Annotated in this window: 12 protein-coding genes; 4 read left to right on the forward strand and 8 right to left on the reverse strand. The window is 70.2% G+C overall.

All coding sequences use genetic code 11. The features are described from left to right. Window positions 1–12: 12 nt before the first annotated feature. Genes G4D85_RS06985 through G4D85_RS06995 form a run of 3 tightly spaced genes read right to left on the reverse strand, consistent with a single transcriptional unit; the run spans window position 13 to window position 5,353 of the window. On the reverse strand, window positions 13–1,245 hold the full coding sequence (locus tag G4D85_RS06985; RefSeq protein ID WP_164009319.1) for a hypothetical protein: 1,233 nt from the start codon (window positions 1,243–1,245) through the stop codon (window positions 13–15). Next, window positions 1,242–3,767 (reverse strand): TonB-dependent receptor domain-containing protein, encoded by a 2,526-nt coding sequence (locus G4D85_RS06990; RefSeq protein WP_240359129.1) that lies wholly within the window; start codon window positions 3,765–3,767, stop codon window positions 1,242–1,244. Before G4D85_RS06990 ends, G4D85_RS06985 begins: the two co-directional genes overlap by 4 nt. Further along, window positions 3,764–5,353, reverse strand: a complete 1,590-nt coding sequence (locus G4D85_RS06995; protein WP_164009321.1) for a serine/threonine protein kinase — start codon at window positions 5,351–5,353, stop codon at window positions 3,764–3,766. The genes G4D85_RS06990 and G4D85_RS06995 overlap by 4 nt, the downstream gene beginning before the upstream one ends. 242 nt (window positions 5,354–5,595) lie before the next feature. On the opposite strand from G4D85_RS06995, the gene G4D85_RS07000 reads away from it, so the two are divergent. Beyond that, the gene (locus tag G4D85_RS07000; protein ID WP_164009322.1) at window positions 5,596–5,841 is read left to right on the forward strand and encodes a hypothetical protein; all 246 of its coding nucleotides are present in this window, start codon (window positions 5,596–5,598) and stop codon (window positions 5,839–5,841) included. Between the two features lie 57 nt (window positions 5,842–5,898). Further along, window positions 5,899–6,765 carry a cobalamin-binding protein gene (locus G4D85_RS07005; protein WP_164009324.1) on the forward strand — a complete coding sequence of 289 codons (867 nt, stop codon included), beginning with the start codon at window positions 5,899–5,901 and terminating at the stop codon, window positions 6,763–6,765. Window positions 6,766–6,785: 20 nt separating this feature from the next. Here G4D85_RS07005 and G4D85_RS07010 read toward each other — a convergent pair whose 3' ends face one another. Next, window positions 6,786–7,625 (reverse strand): endonuclease I family protein, encoded by an 840-nt coding sequence (locus G4D85_RS07010; RefSeq protein ID WP_164009326.1) that lies wholly within the window; start codon window positions 7,623–7,625, stop codon window positions 6,786–6,788. A 201-nt stretch (window positions 7,626–7,826) separates the two neighbouring features. Here G4D85_RS07010 and G4D85_RS07015 point away from each other — a divergent pair, with 201 nt between their 5' ends. Further along, on the forward strand, window positions 7,827–9,620 hold the full coding sequence (locus G4D85_RS07015; RefSeq protein WP_164009328.1) for a BamA/TamA family outer membrane protein: 1,794 nt from the start codon (window positions 7,827–7,829) through the stop codon (window positions 9,618–9,620). Between the two features lie 27 nt (window positions 9,621–9,647). On the opposite strand, the gene G4D85_RS07020 is transcribed toward G4D85_RS07015, so the two are convergent. After that, a complete protein-coding gene (locus G4D85_RS07020) occupies window positions 9,648–10,424 on the reverse strand; it encodes a UPF0489 family protein (protein ID WP_164009330.1) in 777 nt (258 codons plus the stop codon). 118 nt (window positions 10,425–10,542) lie between these two features. Here G4D85_RS07020 and G4D85_RS07025 point away from each other — a divergent pair, with 118 nt between their 5' ends. Next, on the forward strand, window positions 10,543–12,756 hold the full coding sequence (locus G4D85_RS07025; protein WP_164009332.1) for a S9 family peptidase: 2,214 nt from the start codon (window positions 10,543–10,545) through the stop codon (window positions 12,754–12,756). A 111-nt stretch (window positions 12,757–12,867) separates the two neighbouring features. On the opposite strand, the gene G4D85_RS07030 is transcribed toward G4D85_RS07025, so the two are convergent. The 3 genes from G4D85_RS07030 to G4D85_RS07040 all read right to left on the reverse strand — a co-directional run bounded on the left by G4D85_RS07030 (window position 12,868) and on the right by G4D85_RS07040 (window position 17,360). Then, complete coding sequence (locus G4D85_RS07030) at window positions 12,868–13,074, reverse strand: cold-shock protein (RefSeq protein WP_120526528.1); 207 nt, start codon at window positions 13,072–13,074, stop codon at window positions 12,868–12,870. Window positions 13,075–13,264: 190 nt separating this feature from the next. Next, window positions 13,265–14,488: a 2-oxoglutarate dehydrogenase complex dihydrolipoyllysine-residue succinyltransferase gene (gene odhB, locus G4D85_RS07035; protein WP_164009334.1), complete on the reverse strand. Its 1,224-nt coding sequence runs from the start codon at window positions 14,486–14,488 to the stop codon at window positions 13,265–13,267. Continuing rightward, entirely contained in the window at window positions 14,478–17,360 is a 2,883-nt protein-coding gene (locus G4D85_RS07040; protein ID WP_164009336.1) for a 2-oxoglutarate dehydrogenase E1 component, read from the reverse strand. The genes odhB and G4D85_RS07040 overlap by 11 nt, the downstream gene beginning before the upstream one ends. Window positions 17,361–17,588 lie beyond the last annotated feature (228 nt).

Consider the following 17,588-nt stretch of genomic DNA (forward strand, 5'->3'; position numbering starts at 1 on the left):
AAGCGTTGGTACTCAAGGGACTTCCAGAACGAAGGACTGGCTCTCGTCGGGAGGAAGGCCCACGCCCGGGGCAATAGCGGGGTCCATTTCATTGGGAACCCGCCACGTCTGGCCGGTGGATTGGATCAGTACCAGGGTATAGCGGCCCTTGGGCATCTCCTTGAGCTGGACGGGGGCGGCGGGGTTGCTGGCGTCCAGCGCGAGCGGTCGTACCACCACCTGTAGCTCAGGCAGGATGACGGGCGTCATCCGCGGGTTGCCCGCCTCATCCGTGAGGGCGGCGATGGGGCCGTCCGGAATCAGGCCCGCGGCGAGCACCACCAGGTCCGGCTTGCCGTCCACGACGCCATCCGCGCGCGGGTGGTCGATGCCGGGGTCGTCCAGCACGCCATTGCGGTCCACGTCGTTCTCCTCCGTGAGGCCGGCTGCGTCCGCCAGCTTGCGCACCACCACGCGCGGCCACAGGTCCGGCACGCCATCCTTGTTGGCATCGTCCGGCCTGCCGTCGCGGTCGGCGTCCACGTAGCTGACCAGGAAGCCGGGAGGGCGCTGATCCACGGCGCCGGCCTGGAGGGCCGCGCGCTGCAGGCGCAGCACCTTCGGGGTGCTCCCCACCACGCGGTCCGGCGCCGTCACCGTGAAGGCGGGCCTGTCCAACGGCACCCGGGCCGTGTCGGAGAAGCTCACGGAGACGCCGGTGAGGGGCTGGGGCTGTCCGTCCGCGTCCGCGGTGACTTCCAGCGTGAGGGGCACGCCGGTGCTGGGGTGCACCGCGGCGCCGCCCACGTCGCCCGCGTTGGGCTCGCTGGTGACGCCGTACCAGGGGATGAAGTCCGGCACGTGGCACGGCTGCACCGGGTTGGCGCCGCAGGTGTCCGCGTCGATGAAGCCGCGCAGCAGGTAGCTCCCCGGGGACACCAGGCTGAAGGTGAAGGGCGCGGTGAAGGGGCCGGGCAGGGTGTTCCCGGCGGCCCCGAACAGCTGCGCCGCGGGGACGACGGTGAAGGCGATGGGGCGGCCCGTGCCCTGCGGCGGAGGGGGACGCGCGGCGTCGTAGAGGAGCACCACGGCGTTGCCCCGCGCGGTGGAGTTGACCACCAGGTTTCCCTCGATGCGGGCGGTGCGGGTGTTCTGCCGGCCGTCCGCGGTGGGGACGATGGGCGGAGCCTCGCAGCCGAGCCCGAGCAGGGAGGTGAAGGCGAGGCCACCCAGGGCCTTCGTCCAGGACAGCAGGGGGCGCTTCATGGAGTCACCGTCAGGGTCGCGTACACGCGCCGCTCGATGCGATTGCCGAAGGGATGCTGGGCGTGCGAGCCGCCCAGGTGGCTGCCCACCAGCGCGACGTCCACGGTGTTCTTCACGGCCTCGTAGCCTACCCGCGCGTTGATGACGGCATGGGCCGACAGGGGGTTGGGCACCAGCTCGATGAGGGTGGGGTCCGCCGCGGCGGGCTCGCGCTCAATCCAGGTGCTGGCCGTGGTGAAGGCCGCGTCCACGCCGAACTCCAGGTCCGCCTTGGTGCGGTAGGTGACGCCGCCGTACAGCTTGAACTGGGGCGCCTGGCTGCACGGGCCGCACTGCGCCTTCTCCTCGCTGTCCGACGTGACGTTCTGGAAGGCGGCGCTCAGCTTCAGGCCCAGGCCGTCCACCGGCGCCATGTTGACGCCGGCCTCCACGCCGCGCGCGGTGTAGACGGAGTCCTCGTTCTGGAAGCGCGAGATGCCGAGCAGGTACGAGCCCGTCTCGGCGTCATAGGACTCACCGGCGGGCAGCCGCTGCACCGCGGACAGGCCGATGAGGTCCCTCACCGTGTTCTGGTAGAGGGCCACGTCCCAGTCGACGCCCACCTCCGCGGCCTCGCCGCGCCAGCCCAGCTCGAAGGCCGTGAGGCGCTCGGCACGCAGCGTCGTGCTGCCGGTGGTGAGCGCGCTCGCGCCGTTGACGCCCGGCACGGGCACGGGGATGCGGGTGTAGCTCTCCAGGAAGGTGGGCTCGCGGAAGGCGGACGCCGCGCTGGCGCGGAAGGCGTGGCCCTCGAAGGGCAGGAACAGCGCGGACACGCGCGGCGAGTGCGCCAGGCCCGGGCTGCCGTTGTCCAGCAGCGGGTGCCGGTCCACGCGGTAGCTGGCGACGAGCCGCAGGGGCTCCACCAGCTGCCACTCGTCCTGGATGAAGGCGGCGGCGTGGACCTCCTGGCGCAGCGGGCCCAGGTAGTTCCAGGCCACGCGCTTGAGGCGGCCCTCCACGCCCACGTTGAGCTGGTGGATGCCGCCCAGGTCGAAGGCGCGGGCGAAGAGCAGCTCCGCGTTGAAGAGGTTGGAGCTGATGGTGGTGCCCAGCGAGCGCTGGCCGATGGCCTCGTACTGCGGCCCCGCGTCCCCGGAGATGTGGTTCCAGAACGTCTTCAGCTTGAGCGGCCCCACCTCCACGTCGCCCTTGGCGTAGGCGTTGACGCCGTCCATGAAGTAGTTGCGCAAGAGGCCCAGCGGATAGATTTCCGTGGTGTAGCGGTGCACGCCGCCGGACAGGCCCACCTGGCGCCCTTCATTGAAGGTGTACACGGTGGACAGCGTGGCGCGCGCTCCGCGGATGCCGATGTCCGGATCCGGGTCCTTCAGCTCCATGTCCGGCCGACCGCTGGCGAAGTCGCGGCTCCACTTGTCCGCCTGCGAGTACGCCACCGCCGCGCGGTAGCGCAGCGCGCCCGAGCTGCCGTGGCTGAGGAACGAGCCGGCCACGGTGTTGCCGGTGCCGCCGGTGGCGGTGAAGCGCGCGCGCGGGCCGCTGCCGGGGGACTGGGTGATGATGTTGATGACGCCCAGCATGGCGTTGGCGCCGTACAGCGCGCTGCCCGGGCCGCGGATGACCTCGATGCGCTCGATTTCCTCCAGGCCGATGGGGATGGAGGACCACAGCGTCAGGCCGAGGAAGTCCTGGTACTCCGTGCGGCCGTCCACCAGCACCAGCACCTTGTTGGCGATGCGCTGGTTGAAGCCGCGCAGGGACACGTTGGCGCTGCCCACGCCCAGCGACATGACGTCCGCGCCCGGCACGCGCCGCAGCAGCTCCGGCAGGCTGGTGGCGCCGGACAGGCGGATGTCCTCGGCGGTGATGACGGTGGTGGCGTTGGGCGCCTCCAGCGAGGACTGGGCACGGCGGCTCGCCGTCACCACGCGCTCCTCGTAAGGCACCGCGCCCTCGTCCATTGCGACGGCCTCCGCGCCGCTGGACTGCGCCGACACCGTGGGGGTGGGGGCGGCGGCGGTGGAGGTGCCGGGCGAGGGCATGGACTCGGCGCGCTCAATCGCCTTCTCCAGCCGCTCCAGCAGCACGCCCAGCTGCTGCTGCGCCTGGATGCTGGCGGGCGGCGGCGGCATGGGCAGCGCGGACTTGTCCTCGGGCGAGGCGGACGCGGTGGCGTCGCCGCCGGCCTTCAGCTTCTCCTCCAGGGCCGCCACGGTGGCCACCACCGAGCCGGAGTCCGGCGGGTTCATGGCGAGGTAGCGCTGGTACGCGTCCAGCGCCTCCGTCAGCCGGCCGGCGTCATGGTACGCGCGGGCGATGTTGTAGAGGACGTTGGCGTGCGGCTTGATGGCGTACGCGGCCTCCAGCTCGGCGATGCCCTGGTCATACTGCTTCTGGGCAATGAGGCTCATGCCGTTGCGGAAGTGGCGGCGCGCTTCCAGGCGTGCGTCCGCCAGGGCCTCCCCCGCGCAGAGACACAACGCGAGGAGGCCCGCTCGTTTGAGGGCTGTGGGGGTTTTCACTGGTACGGGTCGTCCTTGTAGGGCGAGGAGCCCGAAGCCTTGCCTGGCTTCGTGGTCGCCTTCTTCTTCGGCTGGAGCTTCTGCGTATGGCGCGCCTCGGGGCCCTCACCCTTGGCGACGACGGTGACGCGGCTGTAGCCCTCCAGGCTGAAGGTCAGCTGCGCGCTGGCGCGGCCACCCTCTTCCGGGGCTACCTCGAGGTTCAGGGGCGTCGGCCCCATGTCCTGGCCCAGGTACGTCACCCGCGCGCCGCTCGGCTCGCTGGCGATCAGGAACCGCACCGGCTTGACGGGGGAGGGGGACAGCGGCGCCAGGGCCAGCTCGTCGTCGTCGGCGCCCAGGCTGGTGCCCGGCGAGGCCGCCGCGGCCCGCGCGGGGGCGGGGACGGGGGCCTCGGAGGAGGGGAGCTGCCCTGTGGACGGGGCGAGCGGCAGGGGCGTCGGGGTGGTGGGGCGGAACGCCAGGAACGCGGCCACGCCGAGGCCCAGGAGCAGCGAGCCCGCGAAGAGGCCGATGGCCAGCGGACGCCGCGACGGCTTCGTGGGCGTCTCCTCCACGGAGATGTCCAGCGCCATGGTGCTGGGGCCGGAGCCGGTGGCGCCGTAGGGGCCGCTGATGGGGCCGCTGCTGGCGATTCGCGGGCCGCTGAAGACGCCGCTGACGCCGATGGACGAGGCCACGCGGCGCATGGCCTCCAGCACCTCGTCCATGGACTGGTAGCGCTCCACGGGAAGCTTGGCGAGGCACTTCATCACCAGCGCTTCGACTTCGGCGGGCACGGTGTGGCTGGGCCAGATGGCGCCGAAGGCGGGCGGGGCCTCGTTGATGTGCTTCACGATGACGTCGATGCTCTGCGACGCCAGGAAGGGCGGCCGGCCCATCAGCATCTGATAGAGCACCACGCCCATGCTGTACACGTCGCTGCGCGGGTCGGCGACGTTGCGCGCCTGCTCCGGCGCCATGTACTGCGGCGAGCCGAGGATGATGCCGGCCTGCGTGAGCGACGTGTCCTGGGGAATGGGGCCGGAGTCGGCGATGAAGGACTTCACCAGGCCGAAGTCCAGCACCTTCACCACGTCATGGTCCGTCTCCTGGTTGAGGACCATGACGTTGGCGGGCTTGAGGTCGCGGTGGATGAGGCCCACCCGGTGCGCCTCGCGCAGCGAGCGCGCAATCTGCTGGTTGATGTTGAGCGCGCGCGCCCACGGCAGCGGACCCACCTGGGTGAGGAGCTGGCCGAGCGTCAGCCCCTCCAGGTACTCCATGGCGATGTAGTAGATGCCGTCGTCCGTCTTGCCGTAGTCGATGACGGTGACGGTGTTGGGGTGGCGCAGCTTCGCGGTGACGCTGGCCTCCAGGAAGAAGCGCTTCTGGAACCCCGGGTCCTTCCCCTCGCCGTACTGCGGATTCAGGACCTTGAGCGCGACCAGCCGGTCCAGCGGTGCCTGCATCGCCTTGTAGACGCGGCCCATGCCGCCGGCACCGAGGGTCTCCAGGATGCGGAAACGCTCGTTGAGGACCCGTCCAAGCAGCGGATCCTCCATCTCTGGGGGGGCGCCATTCGTCGGGGCGTTGCTTTCGATCATGTCTGCCCCCGCCGACCGGGAAGGCACTCGACATTCCGGTCGAACATGCGCGCCGATGCTAACACTGCAATCCGCTACTCCCCAAGCGACCTGCCAGGTTGCCGCAGTGCGCCAAAGGCCGAGATTCCGGCTCCGGAGGAGCAAAGTCCGGCAGCCAACACCGTTGGTGCAAGGCGGACCTGTCCGTGGGGCAATGGTCGGGGAGGGGAGGCCCGCGTAGACGGCGCTGGAAGGGGGTGGCCATGAAGGTCTTCCGCGCGGTGATGGTGGTGTCGCTGGGGCTGGCGGCGTCCGGGTGCTCGGACACGAGCTGCAAGGACGCATGTGACAGGTTGTCCCAGTGTGGCTTCCAGTCGTCCGGGCTCTCGTGCAGCGACTCCTGTGATGACCTGGACCGGGAGTGCGCGGCGTGCATCAACGATGACTGGCAGTGCAACGAGCTGGAGGAGGCGTGCTCCGCGCGCTGCTTCAACATCATCATCGACTGAGCCCGCCTGCCTGCTCTCGGGCGGACGGTCCGGAGCGGGCGCGGTAGGTTGCGGTCCATGAACGCCCGCCTGTCCGAGCTGCTCTCCTCCGCGCCGCCCTACCCCCGGCGGGTGGTGTGCATGACCGAGGAAACGACGGAGGTGCTCTACCGTATCGGCGCCGGGGACCTGGTCGTCGGCGTGTCCGGCTTCACGGTGCGCCCGCCGGAGGCCCGCAAGAAGCCGCGCGTCTCGTCGTTCCTGGACGCGAACTTCGAGCGCATCCTCGAGCTGAAGCCGGACCTGGTGCTGGGGTTCTCGGACCTGCAGGCGGACCTGGGCCGCGAGCTGTGCAAGCGCGGCGTGCCCGTGTACCTGTTCAACCAGCGCTCCGTCGCGGAGATATTGCAGTCGGTGCGGCTGACGGGCGCGCTGGTGGGCCGTGCGGAGGACGCGGCGCGGCTGGCCGACGAGCTGACGGCGAACCTGGAGCGTCACGCCGAGGCGGCGGACCGGCTGCCGCGCCGGCCCCGCATCTTCTTCGAGGAGTGGCACGAGCCGCTCATCTCCAGCATCCGCTGGGTCTCCGAGCTGGTGGAGCTGGCGGGCGGCGAGGACGTGTGCCGCGAGTCGCGCGCGTCGCATGGCGCGAAGGGCCGCATCTTCGAGCCGGAGGAGGTGGCGAGGCGCAACCCGGACGCCGTCATCGCGAGCTGGTGCGGGCGCAAGGCGAAGCGGGAGAAGATTGCCTCCCGCCCGGGCTGGGGCGAGGTGCGCGCGGTGGTGGACGACCAGCTCTACGAGGTGAGGAGCAGCTACATCCTCCAGCCGGGCCCGGCCGCGCTGTCGGACGGGGTGGAGCAGCTCGCGCGAATCGTCGCGGCGGTGGCGCGCGGCGAGAAGCTGCCCGAGCAGCGCAAGGGAGACCTGCGAAGCGCGCTGTGACGGGCCGCTGACCGGTCCGGTCAGAAGTCGCTGATGCGGTCCGCCAGGTTCGAGTGCTCGACGAAGGCGTTGACGTTGCCCTGGATGGTGGCGATGCGCCGGTTGCGCTCCACCTCGGCGGTGTCCACGGTGTCGACCTTGTTCCACTGGCGCAGCACCGCCTCCTCGGCCTCCGGAATGGCGCGGCCGTAGGTGGCGGAGAAGTAGAACATGGCGCGCGCCACGTTGCCCTTGTGCGAGTCGGGCGGCTCGAACACCGTGCGGCCCTGGGCGTCCGTGCCGAGCTTCGCTCCGCCCTGGCTCCACTTCACGTTCACCACCTGGCCGAAGGGGAAGTTGCCCCGCCGGGCGTTGGCCTTGCTGTCGGTGGGGAAGAGGTGGTGCAGGTCGCTCTTGGCGTCCCCGGTGGCGCCCTTGGACTGGGGCCACGTGTGCTCCACGTTCATGTCCGTGTTCTTCGGAATCTTGCCGCCGGGAATCTCCCGGTCCGTGTAGACGCAGCGCACGTTGCCGTCCACCACGTCCAGGCTCTCGAAGATGTGGCGCCGGGCCGCGTCGTAGCTGACCGCGTTCTTGTCCGCGGAGGACGCCTTCACGGCCTTCAGCAGCGCCGCGTCGCGCAGCCCCTGGAACGGGTCTTCCGCGGGAGACGGCGGTGGGGACACCGGCGCGAAGAGGGAGCCGAGCCGCGCGAGCATGGACGGATCCACTCCATCCATCCGGAAGCGCGAGACCGCCGGCCCGGCCGCGCCGCGAGCCTCGGCGACCGGGGCCGGTGCGCGGGCCGTTCCTTCCCGGGCCGTGGACGTGGAGGGCGAGCGGGGCAGGGCGCGGTGGAGGCTGGCGGCGGTGACGCTCATGCCGACGTTATCGGCCGGAGCCCGTCAAGGGTTGCGTACAATGTAGGTCTGTGACGTGAACGCGACCTCGCCAGGCGTTTCCGCGCCTGATTTCAGGCACTTCCAGCGCCACGCCAACGCCCGTTCCGTGGCGGGAGGGAGGTAGCCCGTGCGGGTCATGCGGTCCACCTTGGCGCTCCCCGTGCGTGCCAGGATGCTCCCGTGCACCTCCCGCTGCTCGCCCTGCTCGTCGCACGCCTCGCCGTGGCCTCACCCCAGGCGACGGCGGCACCCGCGCCTCCAGTCTCCCCGAACGGCGACTCACGGGAGGACGCTCAGCGCGAGCAGGGTAACTTCGAGGAGGCCTTGATTGCCCGGGCCCTGGAACAGCAGGGCCTCACGGTGGAGCCCGAGCCCGAGGGCAAGGTGCTGGAGGCGGTGCTCGTCGCCACCGAGGACGTGGTAGCCGAGACGGACCCGTACCCGGACTTCCTCAACATCTTCCACATCCGCACCCGGGAGGAGGTCGTCCGCCGGGAGTCGTTGCTCCAGCCCGGTCAGCCGTACTCGGCCGCGCTCGTGGAGGAGACGGCCCGCAACATGCGCACGCTGCGCCTCTTCTCCGTGGTGCGACTCGTTCCGGTGAAGGGCCGCGCGCCCGGCACCGTGGCGCTGCTCGTCGTCACCAAGGACATCTGGTCGCTGCGGCTCAACAGCGACTTCTCCGCGGTGGGCTCGCTCCTCCAGTACCTGCGGCTGCAGGGGACGGAGCAGAACTTCCTCGGCCGGGGGAAGAAGCTGGCGCTGGACTTCACCCTGCGGCTGGACACGCTCAGCTTCGGGCAGAGCTACACGGACCCGCGCGTGCTGGGCAGCCGCTGGTCCCTCAGTGAGTCCGCTGCCCTCATCGTCGGCCGCGAGAGTGGCCGGCCCGAGGGCTCACGCGGCAGCCTCTCCCTCAGCCGGCCCCTGTACTCGCTGGCCACGCCGTGGAGCACCAGCACGTCCGTGGCGTGGAACGTGGAGACCAACCGCGTCTACCGCGGCGCGGACATCTGGCAGCTCCCCTTTCCGGACGGGCCGGCGGTGCCCTACGTCTACGAGACGGAGGAGGTGGCCGGCGGCGTCTCGTACACGCGCTCGTACGGGGCGCGCTACAAGTGGAACGTGGGCGGCACGCTGGGCGCGTACCACTACGCCTATGACCCGCCTGCCGCGTCCATGTTGAGCGACGAGCAGCTCGACTGGTTCCGCCGCAACTACCTGCCGCGCGAGGAGGACGCGGGCTACGCCTCCCTGTCCCTGCGCGCCTTCGAGGCCCGCTACGAGGTGATGCGCGACGTGGACTCGTACGCGCTCTCCGAGGACTTCCAGATGGGGCACTGGGTGTCCGCCACGGTGCGCTACGCGCCTCCCGTCTTCGGCTCTGCGTCGCACTTCGCGGAGCTCGGCCTGGCCGCGCGCTACCGGCTGCGCCTGGGCGAGGCCCTCACCACCGTCTCCGCCGCGGGCGCCATCCGCCGGCAGCTGGGGGAGGACGCGGGGTGGAACAACCGGCGCTGGGCCACGGAGCTGGTGCAGGTGTCCCCCAAGGTGCTCGGTGGCCGCTTCGTGGCGCGCGGGCTGCTGGATGTGAATATCGACGACCTGTTCGACCGGATTACCCTGCTGGGCGGCGGCAACGGGCTGCGCGGCGCGGGGGTGGACGCGTACTCCGGCAAGCGGCTGCTGCTGGTCAACGTGGAGTACCGCACCGCGCCGGTCGTCGTGCAGACGGTGCACCTGGGCGGGGTGCTCTTCTTCGACTCGGGCAGCGCCTTCGATGACAGGCCGGACATGGTGCACACGGTGGGCGTGGGCCTGCGGCTGCTGTTCCCCCAGTTCAACGTCGTCCCGTTCCGCATCGACTTCGGCTACGTCCTCAACGACGAACGCCCGCCCGTGGGCAGCCGCTTCTCGTTCGCCGGGGGACAGCTCACCGACTCGCGGCCCGGCTTCCTGGACTCGCCGCTGTAGCCGCCCGCTCCGGAGCCGCCGCTGGACTCACGGCGGCTCGACGCGCAGCAGCTCGCGGAACAGCACCTCCGCCACGTCGCGGAACAGCTCCCCCGAGGCAAGAAGCCCGCCGCAGTGGTGCGGCTCGCGCGCCAGCGTCAGCGCCACCGCCTTGCCGAGCACCGCGTCCCAGAAGGGCTCCGAGCCCTCCGGCAGGAGGAACTCGCGGACGATGCTCTTCGGCCACGGTAGCACCGTCGTCGGGTCCGCGTCGCTCAGCGACGTGAAGCAGTCCAGGTCCACGTCCAGCAGCACCTGGGACGCGGCCTCCAGCACGTCCCGCACCGCGTCACCCGGAGCGGGGTGGTTCCACGCCTCGGCGGCCCGGTCCACCGTGGACACCGTCACCAGCCGGTGCGCGCGGCCCCGCGTGTCCACGTACGTGTCCCCGGCGAACGAGCCTCGCGGCCGCGTCCGGGCCACCAGCAGCGCGTCCCCCACCAGCCCCGCCTCCATGGCCGCGAGGATGTGGTCGTAGTTGCGCACGTCCAGGGACCAGCGCGCGTGCTCGTCCAGCGCGCGCAGCCCCGCCGAGCGGTCCGGCACCGCCTCGGGCCTGCGAGGCACCACCACGTCCAGGTGCCGGTCCAGCGACACCAGCAGGGCGGGGGGGCCGGACTCCCCCAGCGCGAAGGCCCAGGAGGGCAGGGCGAGCCGGTGAGGGTCGAAGATGTACGCGTCCCGCGGACCCCGTCCACCGCCCAGCCCCAGCCGGATGACCCCGGCCAGCCGGAGGTGGCGCAGGGCGTCGTCTTCCGTATCCATGACCTCGGGAATCCTCTTGCCCGCCCGGCGTTTGCTCCGGCCGCGTGGCGGCCGAGTGTAGGCTTCCCCGCACCTTTCCGTGAAAGGAGACCCGCCCACCGCGGGTATTCGACCAAACATGCGCCAGGTCCTCACCGCAGCGCTCTTCTTCGCGAGCACCCCCGTCTTCGCCCAGGAGCTGAAGCCCCCACCCATGTCCCAGACGCAGCGCAAGTCAGACCCCTTCCTGCGCCAGTTCTCCGAGACGCGTCGCTTCATGAGCGGCCGCCCCACGGGCGTGCGCATCGCCCCCGACGAGAAGTCCGTCTTCTTCCTGCGCACCAGCCCCACCTCCAACGTCCAGATGCTCTACGCGTTCGACGTGGAGTCCGGGCAGGCGAAGGAGCTGCTCACCCCCGAGGCCATCCTCAAGGGCGCGGAGGAGACGCTCACCCCCGAGGAGAAGGCCCGCCGTGAGCGCATGCGCGTCAGCGCCCGGGGCTTCACTGGCTATCAATTCTCCGAGGACGGCACCCGCCTCCTCGTCCCCCTGTCCGGCCGCCTCTACGTGGTGGAGCGCGCCAGCGGCAAGGTGACGGAGCTGAAGACGGGCCCCGGGACGCTGGACCCCAAGTTCTCCCCGGACGGCAAGCAGGTGGGCTACGTGCGCGAGCACGACGTCTACCGCATCGACATCGCCACCAATAAGGAGGTGCGCGTCACCCAGGGCGGCACCGCCGCGAAGACGCACGGCCTGGCCGAGTTCGTCGCCCAGGAGGAGATGAGCCGCTTCTCCGGCTACTGGTGGGGCCCGGACGCGAAGGCCTTCGCCTACACCGAGTCCGACACCTCCGGCGTGGAGAAGCTCACCATCGTCGACGTCATGCACCCCGAGAAGGGCGGCGAGGACTTCGCGTACCCGCGCCCGGGCAAGGCCAACGCCAAGGTGCGGCTGGGCGTCATCCCCGCCGCTGGCGGCAAGACGACGTGGGTGAGCTGGGACGCGGAGAAGTACCCGTACCTCGCCACCGTGGCGTGGCCCAAGGCCGGCCCGCTCAGCATCCTCGTGCAGAACCGCACCCAGACGGAGCAGAAGCTCCTCGCGGTGGACCCGAAGAACGGCAAGACGCGCGAGCTGCTCACCGAGAAGGACGACGCCTGGCTCAACCTGGAGCAGGACTTCCCGCTGTGGCTGGAGGATGGCAGCGGCTTCCTCTGGTACACCGAGCGCAACGGCGGCCCCGAGGTGGAGCTGCGCAAGGCGGATGGCTCGCTGGAGCGCAGCCTGGTGAAGCCGGACGCGGGCTACCGGATGCTGGCGCGCTTCGTCCAGAAGGACCGCACCCTCTACTTCAACGGCGGCCCCACGCCTCCGGAGAGCTACCTGTGGCGCGTGAAGGACGGCGGCGCCCCGGAGAAGGTCTCCAGCGGCGCCACCGGTCCCGGCGTCGAGGGGGGCTCCGTCTCCAAGAATGGCGGGCTGGTGGTGCTCAACGCCTCGGGCCCCAAGTCGATGACGAAAATCAGCGTGCTGCGCGGGGACGGCACCCGCGTGGGCGAGCTGCCTGAAATCGCCCAGGAGCCGCCCTTCACGCCCAACGTGGAGGTGCGCCAGGTGGGCCCCCGGAAGTTCTGGGCCTCCATCACCCGCCCGCGCGACTTCAAGAAGGGCCAGAAGCTGCCCGTCATCGTCGAGGTGTACGGCGGCCCCACCACCACCGTCGTCTACCAGAGCATGGCCGCCCACCTGATGGCGCAGTGGATGGCGGACCAGGGCTTCCTCGTCGTGAAGTTCGACGGCCGCGGCACCCCGCTGCGCGGCGCCGCCTGGGAGCGCGAGGTGCGGTACGACTTCGCAGGCGTCACCATTGAAGACCAGGCCGCCGCCATCCAGGAGCTGGCGAAGGAGCTGCCCGAAGTCGACCTCAACCGCGTGGGCATCTCCGGCTGGAGCTTCGGCGGCTACATGTCCGCCCTGGCCGTCCTCAAGCGCCCGGACGTCTTCAAGGCCGCGGTGGCCGGCGCCCCGGTGGTGGACTGGCTCGACTACGACACCCACTACACCGAGCGCTACCTGGGCATCCCCCAGGAGCACCCCGAGGCGTACGAGAAGAGCTCGCTGCTCACCTACGCGAAGCAGGACAAGCCCATGGGCAAGCTGCTGCTCATCCACGGCACCGCCGACGACAACGTCTACTTCTTCCACACGCTCAAGCTGTCGGACGCGCTCTTCCGCGCCGGCAAGCCGCATGACTTGCTGCCCCTGAGCGGCCTGACGCACATGGTGCCGGACCCCGTCGTCACCGAGCGCCAGTGGGAGCGCGTCATGGACCACTTCAAGCGCAACCTGTAGCCCGCGCGCTTCGAAGGCACTGCTGGAAAAGCGGAAGCCCGGTCCCCTGTTTCAAGGGGGGCCGGGCTTCTCTTTCATCGGCCAGTCCTGAGGGAGTGGCTGACGGACGCGTTACCCCGCGGCGCGGACGTTCTGCGCCTGCAGGCCCTTGGGGCCGCGGGTGACCTCGAACTCCACCTTCTGGCCCTCGGCCAGGGTGCGGAAGCCATCCATGTTGATGGCGGAGTGGTGGCAGAACACGTCCTCACCGCCGCCGTCCTGGGTGATGAAACCGAAGCCCTTCGCGTCGTTGAACCACTTCACGGTACCGGTTGCCATTGCACTTCCTCAGTCTTGCGGGGCGGCGTGGTGGAGAGCCGCCCGTTCTTCCCGCCCCCCGACTACCGGGAGACACTCGTCTTTGTAGTGAAACGGCCGACTGGAAGTCCAGCCGGCCGCCCGAAATGCCCGAGTTGCAATGAACCCGGGCCTCGTCATCTCAAGACTGTTCGCGGGAAGCCGCGTCGCGTCAGACCTCGAGGAGCAGCCGCTCGGGGTCCTCGATGCACTCCTTGATGCGCACGAGGAACTGCACCGCCTCGCGGCCGTCCACCAGGCGGTGGTCGTACGTGAGGGCGACGAACATGATGGGGCGGATGACGACCTGACCGTCGCGCGCCACCGGCCGGTCGACGATGTTGTGCATGCCCAGGATGCCCGTCTGCGGCGGGTTGAGGATGGGCGTGGACAGCATGGAGCCGAAGATGCCGCCGTTGGTAATGGTGAAGGTGCCGCCCTGCAGGTCCGCCAGGCCCAGCTTGTCGCTGCGGGCGCGGGTGCCGAGCTCGCCGACCGTCTTCTCCAGGTCCGCCAGCCCCAGCTTGTCCGCGTTGCGCACCACCGGCACCACCAGGCCGCGGCTGCCGCTCACCGCCACGCCGATGTCGTAGTAGTGCTTGAAGATGACGTCCTCGCCGTCAATCTCCGCGTTGATTTGCGGGAAGGCCTTGAGGGCCTCGACGGCGGCGCGGATGAAGAAGCTCATGAAGCCCAGCTTCACGCCGTGCTTCGCCTGGAACTTCTCGTTGTACTTCTTGCGCAGGGCCATCACCTCGCCCATGTCCACCTCGTTGAAGGTGGTGAGCATGGCGGCGGTGGACTGCGCCTGGATGAGGCGCTCGGCCACGCGCTTGCGCAGCGGCGTCATGCGCACGCGCTCCTCGCGCGCGGCGTTGGGGCGCGGCCCGGACGGCATGGCCGGAGCGGCCGGCGCCTGCGCGGGCGTGGCCGGACGGTTGAGCTGACCGAGCACGTCGTCCTTGGTGATGCGGCCACCGGAGCCGCTGCCCTTCACCTGGGTGAGGTCGACCTGGTTCTCCTCGGCCACCTTGCGCGCGGTGGGCGTCATGCGCGCGTCCACCGCTGCCCCGGCGGGAGCCGCGGCGGCGGGAGCGGGCGCCTGCACCGGAGCGGGCGCGGCGGCGGCCGCGGGCTTCGCGGCCGAGGCCCCGGCACCCGAGGCGTCGATGAGTCCCAGCACCTCGCCCACGCGGACCTTGTCGCCCTCCTTGAAGGAGATGCTGGACAGGGAGCCGGCGGCGGGAGCGGGCACGTCGATGGTGACCTTGTCCGTCTCCAGGACGACGAGCGGCTCGTCCGCGGAGACCGCGTCACCCATCTTCTTGTTCCACTTTCCGACGACGGCCTCGGTGATGGACTCGCCCAGGGGGGGCACTTTCAGTTCAACGGCCATTCTTGGTCCCTCGGAAGATGGCTTCCTCGATGATGAGCTGCTGCTCGTATTCGTGAGTCTTGGGGAAGCCGGTGGCAGGGCTGGCGGCTTCCGCGCGCCCGATGTAGCCCAACTTCAGCGGCTGTTGCGAGCGCGTGGATGCCAGGTCGTGCAGGCGGGGGAACATGAAGTGCCAGCCGCCCGCGTTGCGCGGCTCCTCCTGCACCCAGAAGAGCTCCGCGAGCTTCGGCATCTTCGCCACGAGGCCCGCCAGCTCGTCGAAGGGGAACGGGTAGAGCTGCTCCAGCCGGACGATGGCGATGCTGTCGTCCTTGCGCTCGTCCCGTGCCTTCACCAGGTCGTAGTACACCTTGCCGCTGCACAGAATCAGCCGCGTCACGCCGGCCGGCGCCACCTTGTCCAGGATGACCTCCTGGAAGGTGCCCGTGGCCAATTCCTCCAGCTTGCTGGTGGCCTCCGGACGGCGCAGCACGCTCTTGGGCGACATGATGACCAGCGGCTTGCGCACGGGCCGAATCACCTGGCGGCGCAGCAGGTGGAAGATCTGCGCGGGCGTGGTGGGGTAGCAGACCTGGATGTTGTCCTCGGCGCACAGGTCCAGGAAGCGCTCCAGGCGCGCGCTGGAGTGCTCCGGGCCCTGGCCCTCGTAGCCGTGCGGCAGCAGCAGCGTGATTCCGCTGAGCCGGCGCCACTTGCTCTCCGCCGCGGCGATGAACTGGTCGATGATGATTTGAGCGCCGTTGACGAAGTCGCCGAACTGGGCCTCCCACGCCGTCAGGCCGTCCGGCACGTCCAGGCTGTAGCCGTACTCGAAGCCCAGCACGCCCATCTCCGACAGGGGGCTGTTGTGGATGTGGAAGCCGCCCTTGCCGGTGACGAACTGCCGCAGGGGCACGAACTCCTCACCCGTCTGGATGTCGTGCAGCACCGCGTGGCGGTGGCTGAAGGTGCCGCGCTCGCTGTCCTGGCCGGTGAGGCGGACGTTGTAGCCCTCGGCCAGCAGGGTGGCGTAGGCCAGCGACTCGCCCTCGCTCCACTGGAGCTCGCCGCTCTCCAGCATGCCCAGGCGCTTCTTGATGACGGTGCGCTCCACGTCGCGGTGGATGTTGAACCCCTCCGGCAGCGTGGACAGCCGCTTCAGGGCCTCGCACAGCGTGTCCTTCGCCACCGCCGTGGACACCTGGGGCGCGCTCTTCAGCGAGCCGCCCTGGTACGGCTTCCACAGGCCCTCCAGCGCGTTGGGCTCCTTGAACTGGCTCTCCTGGCGCGCGCGGGTGAGCGCCGCGTCGAAGTCCTGCTGGCAGCGCTGCTTGATGGTCTCGGACTCCTCCGCGGAGATGCGGCCCTTCTCCGCCAGCGCGGCGGCGTAGCGCGTGCGCACCGTGGGGTGCTTGCGGATGATGTCGTACATCGCCGGCTGGGTGAACGAGGGCTCGTCGCCCTCGTTGTGGCCGTAGCGGCGGTAGCAGATGAGGTCGATGACGACGTCGCTCTTGAAGGTCTGCCGGAACTCGGTGGCCAGGCGCGCCACGTGGACGCAGGCCTCCGGGTCGTCCCCATTCACGTGGAAGATGGGGATGTCCAGCAGCTGCGCAATCGCCGTGGCGTAGATGGACGAGCGCGAGTCGTGCGGGTCGGTGGTGAAGCCGACCTGGTTGTTGATGACGACGTGGACGGTGCCGCCGGTGGTGTAGCCCTTGAGGCCGGACAGGTTGAGCGTCTCGGGCACCACGCCCTGGCCGATGAAGGCGGCGTCGCCGTGGATGAGCAGGGGCATGACGCCGGTGCGCCCGGTGTCACCGCCGCGGTCCTGCTTGGCGCGCACGCGGCCCTCCACCACCGGATTGACGGCCTCCAGGTGGCTGGGGTTGAAGGCCAGCGACAGGTGCACGCTCTTGCCCTGGCGCGTGGTGCGGTCCGACGAGAAACCCATGTGGTACTTCACGTCGCCGCGGCCCAGGTAGGCCTTCGGGTCCTTCGGGCCGTCGAACTCGCTGAAGATCTGATCCGGCTTCTTGCCCAGGATGTTCGTCAGCACGTTGAGGCGGCCGCGGTGGGCCATGCCGATGACGATTTCCTTCAGGCCCATGCTGCTGCCGACCTCGGCGAGCGCGTCCAGCATGGGGATGAGCGACTCGCCGCCGTCGAGGCTGAAGCGCTTGGCGCCCACGTACTTGGTGTGGAGGAAGTGCTCGAAGCCCTCCGCGTAGGACAGCTGGGTGAGGATGTGGCGCTGGTCCTCCACCGAGAAGTCCGTGCTGTTCTCGGTGTGCTCCATGCGCTGCATCAGCCAGCGGCGCCGGCCGCTGTCGAGCATCTGCATGAACTCCACGCCGACGCTGCCGGTGTACGTGCGGTGCAGCCGGCCGAGCAGGTCTCCCAGGCGCACGCGCTGCTCGGGGAAGACGTTGTTGCACTCCACCGCCTGCTCGCGCTCGCGCGCGGAGAAGTGGCTGTCGTCCACCATGCCCACGTCCGCCACGTGGTCCAACGGGGGGCGCGGGCGGCCCAGCGGATCCAGCTTCGCGCGCAGGTGGCCGCGCAGGCGGAAGGCGGTGATGGTCTGGTCCACCTTCGACTGCAGCACCAGCACGTCGGTGGCCGGCGCGGCGGCGGCGGCGGGGGCCTGTGCGACATTCTGGGCGACGGCGGCGGCCTTGCCATTCGCCTTGCCAGGGGCGGGGGCCACCGGGGCCGCGGCCGCCTCCAGCAGCTTCGTGCTGAAGATGGGTCTGCCGGCGCCGTCATTGCGCTCGAAGACCTCGCGCCAGCTCACATCCACGCTGGCGGGATCCTCGAGATAGCGGGCGTAGAGCCCTTCGATGAAGTCGATGTTGGCGCCGGAAAGGAACGTGTCCTGGAAATTCGCCATGGCGGTGTCGTCTTTTACTGGGAAGGGCGCCCCGTTGGGGGTTTTTCGCCGCATCTTTGTTGAGCCCCCAAGGCAGGTCGGAGGCCTTCCCGCTCGGCGGGGAGCAGGTGGATTCATGCCCCACGTGAGCGCAACTTCACCCGGGCGGAATCCGTGCCTCCACCTGCGCATCTGTTCCGTCCTCCAACGTCCTCCAACCTCCCGCTGTCAGCCCGGGGCGCTGCCCGC

Source organism: Pyxidicoccus trucidator, from assembly GCF_010894435.1.
GTDB lineage: Bacteria > Myxococcota > Myxococcia > Myxococcales > Myxococcaceae > Myxococcus > Myxococcus trucidator.

Coding starts and splice junctions, on each gene's coding strand:
- G4D85_RS06985 (WP_164009319.1), bottom strand. CDS start 1,245: ATGAAGCGCCCCCTGCTGTCCTGGACGAAGGCCCTGGGTGGCCTCGCC.
- G4D85_RS06995 (WP_164009321.1), bottom strand. CDS start 5,353: ATGATCGAAAGCAACGCCCCGACGAATGGCGCCCCCCCAGAGATGGAG.
- G4D85_RS07000 (WP_164009322.1), top strand. CDS start 5,596: ATGAAGGTCTTCCGCGCGGTGATGGTGGTGTCGCTGGGGCTGGCGGCG.
- G4D85_RS07005 (WP_164009324.1), top strand. CDS start 5,899: ATGAACGCCCGCCTGTCCGAGCTGCTCTCCTCCGCGCCGCCCTACCCC.
- G4D85_RS07010 (WP_164009326.1), bottom strand. CDS start 7,625: ATGAGCGTCACCGCCGCCAGCCTCCACCGCGCCCTGCCCCGCTCGCCC.
- G4D85_RS07020 (WP_164009330.1), bottom strand. CDS start 10,424: ATGGATACGGAAGACGACGCCCTGCGCCACCTCCGGCTGGCCGGGGTC.
- G4D85_RS07025 (WP_164009332.1), top strand. CDS start 10,543: ATGCGCCAGGTCCTCACCGCAGCGCTCTTCTTCGCGAGCACCCCCGTC.
- G4D85_RS07030 (WP_120526528.1), bottom strand. CDS start 13,074: ATGGCAACCGGTACCGTGAAGTGGTTCAACGACGCGAAGGGCTTCGGT.
- odhB (WP_164009334.1), bottom strand. CDS start 14,488: ATGGCCGTTGAACTGAAAGTGCCCCCCCTGGGCGAGTCCATCACCGAG.
- G4D85_RS07040 (WP_164009336.1), bottom strand. CDS start 17,360: ATGGCGAATTTCCAGGACACGTTCCTTTCCGGCGCCAACATCGACTTC.